The following is a 12,543-nucleotide window of genomic DNA, read 5'->3' as shown; positions in this document are numbered from 1 at the left end:
TGCTCAAGTAATCTCTCTCCTTGGGGCGACTGTAAACTCGCCTGAAATTCCGAAACTTAGCTGTCCTCTGGGGCCGCTAGGGATTGGGATAAAGCTCGCACCCTGCGCATAGCGCGGGTGTCGGGTAGTTTACCAAACAGCTTAAGACCTGCCATACGCCACAGCCTCTCCCCGGAAGAGGGAAAGGCTGGAACTGGGTTGGGAAGTAAACTGCTTTTCTGGTACTCTGGAATACTTGTGCTCTGTGGGCAGTTGAGAGTGGGGTTGCGGCCAGGTGCCCCCATCAGTAGGCTAAGCCCATGCTGCGGGTGGTTTCGGGGCCAAGGTAGACTCGGATGCTCAGAAAATCGGTGGGACAAGCGGTTTCACAGCGTTTGCAGCCAACGCAGTCTTCGGTGCGGGGAGCGGCAGCGATCATGCCAGCCTTGTTGTTCCCCTTCCAGGGCACCATCTCCAACACGTCGGTGGGACAAGCCCGCACACACTGAGTGCAGCCGATGCAGGTGTCGTAGATCTTGACCGAGTGAGCCATTAGCGTTCTCCAGTCGAGCAGGTTGAAACGTTAAAAAGAGGTTTACCGAATCCGCAGGGCAGCAGCATCGCTGCGCAAGTGCCCTCAGTGTACAGTAGTCCTGGGAAGCCTCCAAAATCTCCGATCCAAATGTTCAAACAAATTTACATCCGGTGGGGTCGTCCTCTGAGCTGATGGGAAGGTTGCTAGGGTTGGGCTAGGATCGGCCTGAAGATGACAGGACAAGGGATCCTGAACATGGGGCGTTCGGTGCAAGATTGGCGAAGGCAAACTCAGGGCAATCTGCGTCGTCTGGGGCCGATTTTGCTGGAGATCTTCGAGGAGAACAGGCCTCGCCTGCGCCAATGGGATCAGCAGCTCACCGATTGGGTGCGCAGCCACCGCTGGGGGGTGGATCCGTCTCTGCCCAAGGTGGCTATCTATGTCCTGGGCGCAGTGGTGATCCTGGCGATCCCACTTCTCACGTTTGTGGCTTTGGGGGCCTTTCTGACCTTTCTGGGTGTCCAAATTGTCCAAAAGTGGTCACAAGGGGATCCCGCTCGCCAAACTCAGCGCCGCTATCTGCGCAGTGCTGACGCGGATGATGATGACTTTGATCTGGATTGAGAAAGGGGCTGCGGGGAATGGGCGGGCTAACTGTCCGCCGACCGTTGGGGCTCCTGGGAGTCTTGCTGCATGCCCAAGCGTTGTTTGACCTGTCTGATCACCTTCTGGTGAGAGCGGTTTTCCAGCCTGTTCAGGCCGATGGCGCCGGCCAGGATCCCCAACTGTAAGGCCAAGCTGGGCAAGGTGGTGTTCAAGTCCCGTCCCGCCAGGGCTCGAAAGAAAAACACAAACGCCCCGATGGTAGCCGAGAACCCCACCGCCAAGTAGATGAAGCGCCGCAAGCTGCGGTAGGGAGCGGCCAGCTCCGTCAACAGCCTCACCTGCTCTGCTGAAGAGGGATCCCGGCGTTGCGACAGGGGCGATCTTGGCTTGGGATCGGAGTCTGCCATTGGCTACACCTCCTCAGGCAACAAGAGGGGCTCCCGACCGGAAACCCCCGCCAAAACGGCTTCGGCAGCGCGGCAGGCGGCCAGAATATCTCGCTCTTCCCCTCCCAAGTACACGCGGCCAAAGCTACCGAAAGGCATCACTTCTAGGATGTTGATCTGGGCAGATTTTTCTGCCTCGTTGGCAGCCAGGGGGGCATAGCCTGCCGGTTGCACCTCCAGGATGTAGAGGGTTTGGCCAGCCAGGAGCATTTGGCCACGGCGGGAACGGTTAATCAACTGGGTTTGGTGGGGATCGATGTTGCGGATGATCTGGCTGGAGATGATGCGGGGCTTGAGGCGCTCCTGTTCACTCACCCCTAAGGCAGCCAGAATCGCCCGTCCGGCGGTGCGGGTATCCCCTTGGTTGCTGGAGTGTACCTCCAAAAGGCCGTAGAGCCGCTCCACCACCTGCAGCCCCGGCCTCACCGAGGTGGCCTTCAGGGCAATATCCATAACGCGGTTGATCTCGATGCCGGGGGAAATCTCGACCCACAAAGAAGTGTCCCCAGGCAGGGGCAAAAAGCCGTAGGCTACTGTGCCCAGATAAGCAGCATACTGGGGTTGCAGCCGATCCAAAAACACGTAACTGCGAAGGTCGATCCCCAAAAAAGTCCTCCCTTTGGGCTCAGTTGGATGTTGAGCTGATGGCGATCTACATTCTCATTCTCCAGCCTCATCCCAGCTCTTGGATCTTGGGCAGACCGGCCAACCTTGGCGCATCAGTTGGGTTGCTGCCCGGATCTACAGATCGCCCTGAGCCACCACCTTCACCGTTGTCAGGGCTTCCACGTCGATGGGCCCGCGCACGTGCAGCCGCTGGGTAGAAATGCCCAAAGACAGGTCGCGAAACGCTCCCAACGTGGGGATCCCAGCTCCCCGGCCTGCCGAGAGGGGGGAAGTGTTGATGTGGATCAGGGCGGCATCTACTTCCTGGAGAAAGCGCTGGGCCGCCGATTGGCTATCGGTGAGGATCGTCTCCGATTGACGGCAACCATTTTTGTTGATCCAGGCGATCGCCTCCGTCAGGTCGGCAATGGGCTGCAGGCGCAGATGAGGCCGTTCTGTCGAGTCAAAGCCTTGCCCAAGCGGCTGGAGCTGCGGGAACTGTTCCAGAATGGGGGCGGCTGCCTGTACAGCGATCCCGTGACCCAGCAAGTCCTCAATCAAGGCGGTCAGATGGTTGGTGGCCCAATCGGTGTGGATCAGCAGCCAGAGGGTGAGAGGCTGATAGATGGGGATCCCTTCTGAGCCATACTGGGCGAGGGGATCCAACAAAGCCGATTTGACCAAGGGCCAAGGGGCGGTGCGATCCAGATAGATGTGGCCGTAGCCCAAATGGGTAGCCAGAGTCGGCACTTTGCTGGCCTGCAACAGGAACTCCACCCAGCCGGGGCGACCGCAGGGAATCACCAGGTCTAGGTAGCGGGTTTGCTGTAACAACGGCAACAGTGGGGAATCTGCTTGGGGATCTGCGGTTCGGTCTTGGGCGGGCAAGGTTTGAATGGCCCCTTCCGGGATCCCGTGCTCATAAGCCGTCTCTGCCAACAGGTTGACCATAGCCTGGTGAGTTTTCTGGATGGGACCGCTGCTGGCCAAAATCACGCCATTTCCTGTTTTTAGGCACATGCCAATGCCATTTAAGGCAAACTCGGGGTAGATTTCGTAGACCAGAGCAATCAACCCCAACGGGACGCGGTAGCGGCCAATAAACAGGCCATTCTCCTGGCGGTGCCCTTTCTCCAGCTTGCCAATGGGATCCGGCTGCTGGGCCAGGAGAGTCAGCAACTGGGCGGATCGCTGTAGACGCTCGGGGGTGAGCTTCAGGCCGTTGAGGATCCACTCCGGTACGGTTTGCTCGCGGCAACTTTCCAGGTCGAGGGTATTGGCTTCCAGGAGCAGATCGGAGCGCTCCAACAAACACCGCGAGAGAGCCAGCAGGGCCTGGCGCTTGGTTTGGCTGCTCAACCGCTGCATCTGCGGTAGTAAGCGGCGTACCTGTCGCAGAGTGGTACCTAAGTCAAAGTCTGAACCAAAATCTGTCACTTGAACTTCTCCCGCCTAGCCCATTAGAGACAGACCCGCTGCGTTCTCCAGACCACTGCTAACAAGAAATGGTTGGATCCACAAGTGCTGGGGCTGCCAATTCTGGAGACCAGTCGCTGGAGAAAATCTCACTCACCTCAGGGCCGCCGCAGCAGCAGGATCGCCGTTACCATCAGCAGCGTTAGCAACAAGCCGAGAATCATGAACCAACTGAGCAACTGGGTTTGGTTTGGGAAGAGCACTGCGCCGATGAACCCAACCGCCAAGACAATGCCCAAGCTGAGGGTGAGGCCCAAGAGCGCGGATCCCTGTAGGGTGTTTTCCCGCCGCAACACCCATTGGTAGCCGTTCCAGAACCACATTTTGCGATAGGGATAAGAAACGGCCAGTTGCTCGATGTACAGGCGGTCGGGGGTAATGGCAAAAATATGCTGGCAACGGCTACACCCGAAGGCTTCGGTTAGGGTGATCAGGCGCAACTGACCTTGGTGGCAGCACGGGCAGGGGTAAATTTTGGCGGGCTCAAGGGTCTGAGCGACACGCGGGGCTGATTTTTGACGGGGAGACTTGCGGGGAGAAGAGAACGCCACAGCTCTCAGCCGGTGAGAAGTTGGGATCCCTCACATCCTATCTTCAGGAAAGCGGAGTCAAGCCACCCAGAGATGGTGGACGTAGCGCCAAGTGAGGATTTGGTTTAGGGCAAAAAAAATGAAAGCCAGCAGCCCATATCCCAGCTTCAAGGCGACACCAATATAGGGCCGCATCCGCTGGGGGATGAAGCTGAAATCGGTGTGTTTGGCCCAATGCACCAACGCCAACACCTGCAGGATGTGAACCGGCAGACAATAGCGGCTCATGCTTCGCTGGCCCAAGGGGCTCGTACCCGTCAGGGCAATGTAAAACATGGCCCAAGCAGCCAGATGAAATCCCAGCCGCTCCCGCCAACATTGGCTTTTACCCACCATAACTCCTGCCGCATCCATCAAGCCTGTAACAAGCAGGGATCCCAGGGTGGCAGACACAAACAGTTGGCTAAGAGCGTCAGCCCACAGCCCAGGGTCTTTCATCGGTGCAGAAAGAGAGAGTAAGCTTTGCCAGCGTTCGGCGGAAAGGACATATGTGCGAGCTTGGAAAATAGCTTGATAATTGGCTTTCACGCCGGTAAAGTAACGCTGCATTTCCAGGTAGAGATCCCAGCGTCCGAAGCGGAGCTGACAGTAGAGAAAAAAGCCCAGGCCACCCAACAGAGCCAAGCTCGCTGCCATACTCGTCCAAAACCAACGGCGGGCTTGGGTTCTCTCCCCCGCTTTCAGGAGATTCAAAAAAGGGAGCAGCGCCACCGGCAAGCCGACAATCCGAGTAGCACTCATCACCAAGCCGTGGATCCCAGCCAGGAGCATCAGCAGGGGACGGCCCCCGTGAATTGACCAGTAGAGAAAACCCAGTAGGCTGGCCATAAACAAAGATTCGCTGTAGCCCACGACCAGGTAAAAGCTGGTGGGATAAAAGAAGATGAGCAAACTGGCCAAAATTTGCCAGAGGGGGGGAATTTGCCACCTGCGGTAAAGCAGGAAAAGGTAAACCCACATCAGCCAGCAAAAGAGCTGAGCAGTTAGGTAAAGCCCCAGTTCAGGGTCAACTCCCACAAGGTGACTGATTGCGGCCACTGCCAGGGGATAGCCGGGGAAAAAAGCTACGTTGCTCTGCTCGTAGGCAATCTTGTCAAAGCCCACAAACTGGTACCCTCGCCGCACAATGCTGAGATACCAATAGCTATCCCGCTGACTCAGGGCTGTGAAGGCAGAAGCATAGTCGCTCTCCTCACTCCAGAACGGGATCATGAAGATCTGCAGCACCGTCAAGGCCAAGCTGGGCAACAAGATTTGCCCTAAGAAAGGGGCAAGGTACTGCCGACCTCGCTGCAACAGATGACTGAGAGGAAAGCTCATCGCTGAATCTTTAAAGACGGAGATGTCACTTCGATTTCTTCTTGGTAATCATCTTGGTAATCATCGGCAAGGTTCACCTGCCAGAGGTCGTGGTTCCTTTTTGATCTCCACCCTAAGGCCCTGTGGATTCCTTGCCAAAGTCTAGGACTTTTGAGATACCGCTTGGTTCAATTGACACCCTCTAAGAGTGAGAGTGTAAATGTTATAAAACGGCTCTAGAACAGGTCGAGAAACTTCCCTACCATCGGCCAATTCCCTGCCAAACCCCAGGACAATGAGGGGAGAAGAGAAAGGTTAGACTGGTGAGGCTGCGGCTGGAGGCTGGCCTGTGCTGTTAACCAAGGGCTTTGAGGTGGAAATGTACACCGGCACCGCCGCCGGGGAAGTGGTGGGCTTGTCGGATCGCATTTGCCAGGCTTTGCCGGGGTTTGTGCGGGAGCCGGATCGGCGCAACGTGGAGTACATCACCCCCCCTCTTCGCCGCTACGAAGACCTGCTCTGTGCCTTGTTGCGGCCTCGCCTACAGTTGCGGCAATTTTTGCGCCGTCTTGGCCCTTACACCCTTCTGCCGGGGAGTACGCTGGCTTTGGGCGGCAGCGACCACTTCGAGCGGTCGGATCCCGGCAACCCCTACCACGACTACATCGAGCGCACCTATGGCACGCGGGTGGTAACTGCTAGCATTCACATCAATGTTGGCCTGCCAGGTACCGAGGCCATCTTCCGGGCCTGTCGCCTGCTGCGAGCGGAAGCATCTCTCTACCTAGCTCTGAGCGCTTCCTCCCCTTTTCTGGACGGACGGGTGACGGGATCCCACTCCAGCCGTTGGCAGGTGTTCCCCAAAACGCCGGCCCAGGTGCCCTTCTTCCGGGATCACGCCCACTACATTGCCTGGATCCAGGAGCAGCTAGCCTTGGGCACAATGCAGAATGTGCGCCACCTGTGGGCCTCGGTGCGACCCAACGGCCCGGAGCGGCCCTACCACCTCAACCGCGTGGAGCTGCGCATTTGCGATCTGGTGGGGGATCCGGTAATGGTTCTGGCGATTACCGCCTTGGTGGAAGCCCGTCTCTGGCAGTTGCTGGCCCAGCCGGAAGCGCTGGATCCCTTGCGGGGGCCCTTTACCCCAACAGAGCTGGAGAGCCTTTGCGAAGCCAACGAGCAGGCTGCTGCTCGAGAATCGCTGCAATCTCATTTGGTCGATTGGCGGACAGGCCGGGAACGGGCGGCCCAAGAGTGGATCGAAGAGCTGCTGACCGAAGCTTGGCGTATTGGCCAACCTCAAGGCTTGGGCTGTTTTCTAGCTCCCTTGCAAACTCTGCTCCACCAGGGCAATGAGGCCCAACGCTGGCTGAAGCAAGTCAACCAGGGATCCACACCTGCCCAGGTGTACCAACAGGCCATCCAGGAGCTGGCCGAACAAGACCGAGAGAGCATGACTCTAGTCAATAATAAGCTCAACTATACTGAAAATAATGTATAATATGTTCAGTACGGATTACTACCAGTTGATCTTTCTGTTTACTTTCGAGTCTGCCAACATGGTAGCCAAAGCAAAGCAGAAAATTGGTAGTAAGACGACACGGAAACTGCGCTTTGGGTATTCTACTCAAAGCTTTGCGGGATACCGCCATTCTGTTTGGACTCCGTCCCGCTAACGCGAATGGAAACAAACAGAATGCTATCGCTGCATAGTTGAACAGTGATGTTCAGCAGTGTTCAGCGTAAATGTATCAGGCAGGAAACCCTCTGTCAAGCTGTCGGCTAAGCCTCTGCCCAACGGTGAGCGTTCTCAACCCGGTGCTTTCTACACACTAGCTCGCCGAGCCAACTTATAGTCATTTCAAACTGGATTGAGACACTCCTACTGCTGCCCAAACGCTCCGCGCCGCTTCCGCGACCACCTCCAGTCCTTCTCCCAGAGAGAGAGGAGTTGGGAAGCAATGCAACAGATTTCATTCTTGTTTAAAATGCAATTCCCTAGGCAGGCTCCACCGCTTCTTGTAGGGCTTTGCGGGCAATGCGAGTGACGTAGACGGTAGCGGCTATGGTGGCGATGAGCCCCACGAGGCGAACGACCCATTGGGCGGTTTGAGCCTGAGGATCCAACTCCCTGCCTTCCATGTTGGCCAGGGATCCCGCCAATGAGCCGATGTACACATACATAAAAGTGCCCGGCACGATCCCGGCAGTGCCCAGCAAGTTATCCAGAAAAGAAATTTGGGTCAGCCCCAGGGCGTAGTTGAGCACATTGAAGGGAAACGCAGGCGACAGCCGAATCAGGCCGACTATTTTCCATCCCTCACGTCCCACTGCTCGGTCGATGGCCGCAAACTTGGCATTTCCCTCAATCCATTTCGCCACCTGTTCCCGCGCCAAGTAGCGCCCGATTAAAAAAGCCAAGTTGGCTCCAATGGTTGCCCCGATCAGCACGTACACAGTTCCGGCCAGCAACCCGAACACGGCCCCTGCCCCCAAGGTCAGCACCGAGGCTGGTAGAAGCAGCACCGTCGCTACAATGTAAATGGCAATGAAGAGGATTGGCCCCAGCAACCCCAAGCTTTCAATCCAAGCCAGAGCTTCGGCGAGCCAGTCTTGAATAACTCCAAAAAATCCCAATCGATGGGCTGCCCAAAAGATAAAAATGGCCAAGCCCAAGCCGGTAGCAAGCTTAAGCAAAACCCGCTGCTTTTGGGGATTTGTGTTGAGTTGAGGTAGCTCTTCCATTGGCTAAACTCCTACAAAGTTCTTGTGAGGCGAGCTAGGGCAAGCCAGAGTAGACAGCTCTTGGAGTGGGGGAAGTATCTTTACCCGAAAGTCGTGCCGTTCCATCCCCAAAGATAGCCTTTGGCATCGCTGAACTCAATGTAAATCCTCTTCTTGGGGATCCCCAATCGGGCCTCGATGGTGCCGCAAAAAAACTCGCTCATGGCTCGGGTTTGTTGGGCGGAAAATTGCCCGATACTCTTGATTTCTAGGTAACAACAGGGATCCCCACTGCCGGCAAAGGTCATCGGGATCCCACCCTCAAAGGCGGTCATCACGTAGGCTTCCGACTTGCCCAACTGTTCCGATAGAGCAGCAGACAGCACCTTAAGCAGTTCCTCTACTGCGGCGATTTCTGGTTGCACAGACGTTTGCAGCTTGATCAAAGGCATGGATCCCTCTCCCTATCAACAAATTCATCTTGAAATTCATCTTGGCATTCTCAGCCCCGCTCTTCGGCAATCCACCTGTGGTAGCGTAGCGACAGAGTTGGGCAAACCTCTATGGAGCAGACGAAGCCGGCCAAGCCAGAGATCGGCCACCAGCAGGGCCAAATCGGGCCAGGCCCTTGTGCTGTGCAAACTGAGGCTGCCCCCGCTCCTGTCGGCCCTTACAGCCAGGGCGTTACTGCTCTGGGGCCATTTCTGTTCACCGCCGGACAGGTGGGCCTGGATCCCAAAACCGGCAAACTGGTGGGGGAGGACATTGTTTCTCAAACTCGGCAGGCGTTGCTGAACGTGCAGGCAGTGCTGGAAGCGGGGGGCACCACTCTCGCCAATGTGGTGAAGACAACGGTTTTCCTGGCCGATATGGAGGATTTTGCGGCCATGAACGAGGTTTATCGAGAGTTTTTTGCCACCGATCCGGCTCCGGCCCGCTCTTGCGTGCAGGTGGCTCGCCTGCCCCTCAATGCCCGAGTAGAAATCGAGGTTGTGGCCTGCTACCCACAATCGACCTAAATGTCTCCTGAGTCCGGCTAGCGGAATGGTTTCTGGGTCGGCGCGGATCCCGGCAAATCGGGAACCGGATCGTAGCCCCCTGGGTGCCAGGGATGGCAGCGACAGAGGCGACGGAGCCCCAGCCAACCCCCACGTAGGGCACCGTAGCGCCGCACCGCTTCCAAGGTGTACTGGGAGCAGGTGGGGTAGTAGCGACAAGCAGGCGGCAGCCAAGGAGAAATACCCACCTGGTAACCCCGGATCAGGGCAATCAAGCTGCGAGTGAGGGGATCCGATCGTTCAGGCATGGGTCGGAGTCCAAAAAGCGCATCTCTAGGTAACTTGAGGTTAGCTGTTATCCCAGACTGGAGGCGCCTGCAAAGGCGAGCAGGGCCGGTTCCCAGCCCTAGACCATACGGTTACAATCAGAAAGGTTAGCACCTAAATATTTCGGGCTGAGGGATCCGGCGAAGGTGGGCTTATCCTAGGCGCGGTTCTGGGAGAACGCTTTGAGTTCCATTTTGCATAAGGAGTTGGCGTGAGGGTATTCGGGCAGCTGCAGCCGGCACAGCGGCGCAACTTGGGCATTTTGTTTGTGGCTGGGCTGCTCTTTTGGGCCAGTTTATCCTCGCTGCTGCCCACGTTGCCTCTCTACGTCAGAGATGCCGGTGGCACCAGCCAGCAAGTGGGCTGGGTAATGGGGGCCTTTTCGATTGGGTTGCTGGCCTTTCGCCCTGCGTTGGGTCGCCTGGCGGATGGCCACAGCCGGCAGATCGTGCTGCTTATCGGCATGGGGGTGGTGGGGATGGCCCCCATAGGATACTGGCTCTCCGATTGGATCCCATGGGTAGCGCTGGTGCGAGCCTTTCATGGGGTTAGCATCGCCGCTTTTGCCACGGCCTATGTGACTTTGGTGGTGGATTTTGCCCCAGAAGAAAAACGGGGTGAGATCCTGGGCTACATGAGTTTGGTCAATCCGATCGGCGCAGCCATTGGCCCTGCTTTGGGCGGCTTTTTGCAGGAGTTTGCCGGCTATGGCCCTTCGTTTCTCTTCTCTGCTCTGCTGGGGTTGGTGGGCTTTCTTTGTACCCAACTGGTTCGAGAACAGCGGCGTGAGCATTGGGGATCCCTGCCGATGGATGGGGCCTTCTGGAGCTTTCTGGGCAGCCCGAAGGTGCGCTCCCTCGCTTGGGTGATGTTTTTGGTGGGGTTGGCCTTCGGCACCCAGACCACCTTTGTGGCCTTGTTAATCCAAGAAGCCGGAGCTCCCCTGAATCCAGGTCTTTTTTATACGGCAGTGGCCTTTGCCAGCTTTGGAGTGCGCCTGCTCACCGGTCGCGCTTCCGATCGCTATGGGCGGGGGCCATTTATCTCCCTCAGCTTGGCCACCTATGCCTTGGCAATGGGGATCCTGATTGTTGCCAACAGCACCGGCGCTTTTCTGGCTGCTGGGATCGTGGTGGGTTGCGGTTTTGGTACTTTGATCCCTCTCATCTCTGCCCTCGTGGCCGATCGCTCGGAGCCGGCGGAGCGGGGTCGCCTGTTTAGCTTGGTGATGTGCGGGTTTGATTTGGGCATTGGCCTGGCGGGGCCCCTTTTGGGCACCTTAGCAGCGGGATCCGGCTATCGAGCCATGTTTGGCTATGCGGCTCTTCTTTCCTTGGCTTCCTTGGGTTCTTTTCTCTTCTTCTCCAATGGGCGACCGGGGGACTCGCTGCGCTTTGCCTTGGGCCTGGGGCCGGACAGCCTTTCGGGTTGTCTGGAGGACAGCCGCAACCCGACCTCCTGGAGCCACCGGGTCAGCCCGCTCCCCCGGAGACGGGATCCCGTTCATAGATAGTCTCATATCTCTATCAGATCCCCCCTGCTCCACACCTGATCCACACCTGAATTGAGACTCAAGCCCTCTGCAGTTTCTACAGACAAACCGGCCCATTTCTGGAAACTCGCCCTATCCTAAGTTGGAGTTGGTGTACAAAAAGCAACTCTGGGCACGGGCTATGGAAGCGCGGCATTGGCTGGCCCTGATGGGATCCCTGGTGGTCAGTGCCTTCTGGGGATGGGTGGAGTCTGTCTGGGGGGTGACGGTGCGAGTGCAATTGGCCCATACTACTGCCCCTCTGGTGGTGGGAGTTTCTCTCCCTGCCCACCTGATCAACGGTCGGGGAGAGGTGCTGGCGGAGTTGCCCCCTATGCAGGGGTTTTTGGCTCAGCCCGGCCCTCAAGGGGTGCATCTGCATGGAGTGGTTGACCCGGCGTTGTTCATCGAACCTCAGGAGGGTGGCCTGGTGGCGGTGAATGGCCGCTGGTATTCCGGCAAGGTGCTCTTGACTGGCTACAACATGGTGATGGCCATCAACTACGTGGATCTAGAAGACTATGTGGCCAGTGTGGTGGATGCAGAAATGGGATCCCGGTTCTTCCCAGAAGCCCTGAAGGCGCAAGCGGTGGCAGCCCGCAGCTACGTTCTTTACCATCGCAATTCCCGCGGTTGGTTTGATGTGTTTAGCGATACTCGCTCCCAGGTGTACCGAGGGCTTTCCCAGCGGTCGGCAGCCGCCCTGGAAGCAACACAAGCCACCCGTGGTGTGGTCATGGTGTATGGGGGTCAGTTTGTCAATGCCATGTACAGCGCCAGCAGCGGCGGCCAAACCGTCGGGGTGAGTGGGATCTCTTATTTGATGAGCTTACCGGATGTCAGCCCCTATCCCAAGTTTGGGCATGGCATTGGCATGAGCCAGTGGGGCGCCCAAGAATTGGCCCGCCGAGGCTGGACTTACCGCCAAATTTTGGCCTACTACTACCGAGGGGTCAGCTTTGCTCGTTTGCCAGAGTGAGACCTTCAGTGCCCTGATTTGCTCTGTCTCGTCTGCGTCAACCGAACCGCGGCTTTTGGGCCTGAAAGACCTCTTGGGCTTTGGGATCCCCTCGCTGAGGGCGGCGTTGAACTCCACTTCGGTCATGGTGCTAGAGCCGAGATAGTAGCCCCAACGATACACCAGATCCCCAAGGATGCCGTAGTGTCTCAGGGTTTGCAGATCTTTCATCAGGAGCGCACCGTCACGAACGGATCCCACACCAGAAACCCTGCTCTGCTTTTTCGCCATTCGCATCTTCCCTTACAGCATTTTTGGGCCTGACTTTTAACTTGAAGAAGACCTCGTTTTGTTCCCACCTCAGCTTCAATTTTAGGTTGTGTTGATCTTTCATTTGAGCCAAAAGAGAGCACTGACGAGATAGAGAAAACTCAAGAAGTTCCTGGCCAATTTGTCAAAACGAGA

At 57.1% G+C, this 12,543-nt stretch carries 14 protein-coding genes; 5 read left to right on the top strand and 9 right to left on the bottom strand.

Annotation, left to right across the window (positions count from 1 at the left end):
- Positions 1-283 precede the first annotated feature (283 nt).
- Entirely contained in the window at positions 284-532 is a 249-nt protein-coding gene (gene psaC / locus ACVWZU_RS13430) for a photosystem I iron-sulfur center protein PsaC (protein ID WP_011432199.1), read from the bottom strand.
- Positions 533-745: 213 nt separating this feature from the next.
- On the opposite strand from psaC, the gene ACVWZU_RS13425 reads away from it, so the two are divergent.
- On the top strand, positions 746-1,138 hold the full coding sequence (locus ACVWZU_RS13425; protein WP_457445402.1) for a hypothetical protein: 393 nt from the start codon (positions 746-748) through the stop codon (positions 1,136-1,138).
- 26 nt (positions 1,139-1,164) lie between these two features.
- Here ACVWZU_RS13425 and ACVWZU_RS13420 read toward each other — a convergent pair whose 3' ends face one another.
- From ACVWZU_RS13420 to ACVWZU_RS13400, 5 genes are all read right to left on the bottom strand, one after another.
- Positions 1,165-1,527, bottom strand: a complete 363-nt coding sequence (locus tag ACVWZU_RS13420) for a DUF3493 domain-containing protein (RefSeq protein ID WP_011432201.1) — start codon at positions 1,525-1,527, stop codon at positions 1,165-1,167.
- A 3-nt stretch (positions 1,528-1,530) separates the two neighbouring features.
- Complete coding sequence (locus tag ACVWZU_RS13415; RefSeq protein WP_011432202.1) at positions 1,531-2,172, bottom strand: hypothetical protein; 642 nt, start codon at positions 2,170-2,172, stop codon at positions 1,531-1,533.
- Positions 2,173-2,307: 135 nt separating this feature from the next.
- Positions 2,308-3,609 carry a gamma-glutamyl phosphate reductase gene (locus ACVWZU_RS13410; RefSeq protein ID WP_457402948.1) on the bottom strand — a complete coding sequence of 434 codons (1,302 nt, stop codon included), beginning with the start codon at positions 3,607-3,609 and terminating at the stop codon, positions 2,308-2,310.
- Between the two features lie 137 nt (positions 3,610-3,746).
- Complete coding sequence (locus ACVWZU_RS13405) at positions 3,747-4,199, bottom strand: hypothetical protein (RefSeq protein ID WP_457445400.1); 453 nt, start codon at positions 4,197-4,199, stop codon at positions 3,747-3,749.
- 57 nt (positions 4,200-4,256) lie between these two features.
- Positions 4,257-5,558, bottom strand: a complete 1,302-nt coding sequence (locus ACVWZU_RS13400) for a hypothetical protein (protein WP_457445398.1) — start codon at positions 5,556-5,558, stop codon at positions 4,257-4,259.
- 328 nt (positions 5,559-5,886) lie between these two features.
- On the opposite strand from ACVWZU_RS13400, the gene gshA reads away from it, so the two are divergent.
- The gene (gshA, locus tag ACVWZU_RS13395) at positions 5,887-7,041 is read left to right on the top strand and encodes a glutamate--cysteine ligase (protein WP_414374961.1); all 1,155 of its coding nucleotides are present in this window, start codon (positions 5,887-5,889) and stop codon (positions 7,039-7,041) included.
- A 497-nt stretch (positions 7,042-7,538) separates the two neighbouring features.
- On the opposite strand, the gene ACVWZU_RS13390 is transcribed toward gshA, so the two are convergent.
- On the bottom strand, positions 7,539-8,285 hold the full coding sequence (locus tag ACVWZU_RS13390; RefSeq protein WP_457445396.1) for a TVP38/TMEM64 family protein: 747 nt from the start codon (positions 8,283-8,285) through the stop codon (positions 7,539-7,541).
- Between the two features lie 80 nt (positions 8,286-8,365).
- Positions 8,366-8,716 carry a phenylpyruvate tautomerase MIF-related protein gene (locus ACVWZU_RS13385; RefSeq protein ID WP_011432208.1) on the bottom strand — a complete coding sequence of 117 codons (351 nt, stop codon included), beginning with the start codon at positions 8,714-8,716 and terminating at the stop codon, positions 8,366-8,368.
- Positions 8,717-8,899: 183 nt separating this feature from the next.
- Between ACVWZU_RS13385 and ACVWZU_RS13380 the strand changes: the two genes are divergently transcribed.
- The gene (locus ACVWZU_RS13380; RefSeq protein ID WP_011432209.1) at positions 8,900-9,283 is read left to right on the top strand and encodes a RidA family protein; all 384 of its coding nucleotides are present in this window, start codon (positions 8,900-8,902) and stop codon (positions 9,281-9,283) included.
- 17 nt (positions 9,284-9,300) lie between these two features.
- Here the strand turns inward: ACVWZU_RS13380 and yidD are convergent, their stop codons facing one another.
- Positions 9,301-9,570, bottom strand: a complete 270-nt coding sequence (gene yidD, locus ACVWZU_RS13375) for a membrane protein insertion efficiency factor YidD (protein WP_414344078.1) — start codon at positions 9,568-9,570, stop codon at positions 9,301-9,303.
- Positions 9,571-9,800: 230 nt separating this feature from the next.
- On the opposite strand from yidD, the gene ACVWZU_RS13370 reads away from it, so the two are divergent.
- Together ACVWZU_RS13370 and ACVWZU_RS13365 are read left to right on the top strand one after the other, a co-directional pair.
- A complete protein-coding gene (locus ACVWZU_RS13370) occupies positions 9,801-11,102 on the top strand; it encodes an MFS transporter (RefSeq protein ID WP_457388316.1) in 1,302 nt (433 codons plus the stop codon).
- 130 nt (positions 11,103-11,232) lie between these two features.
- Positions 11,233-12,099: a SpoIID/LytB domain-containing protein gene (locus ACVWZU_RS13365; RefSeq protein WP_457445394.1), complete on the top strand. Its 867-nt coding sequence runs from the start codon at positions 11,233-11,235 to the stop codon at positions 12,097-12,099.
- Positions 12,100-12,543: the final 444 nt, after the last annotated feature.

The sequence above is a fragment of the Thermostichus sp. MS-CIW-26 genome (assembly GCF_054059115.1).
Note: the sequence above shows the minus strand (reverse complement) of the source record. Positions and strands in the feature narration are given on the sequence as shown.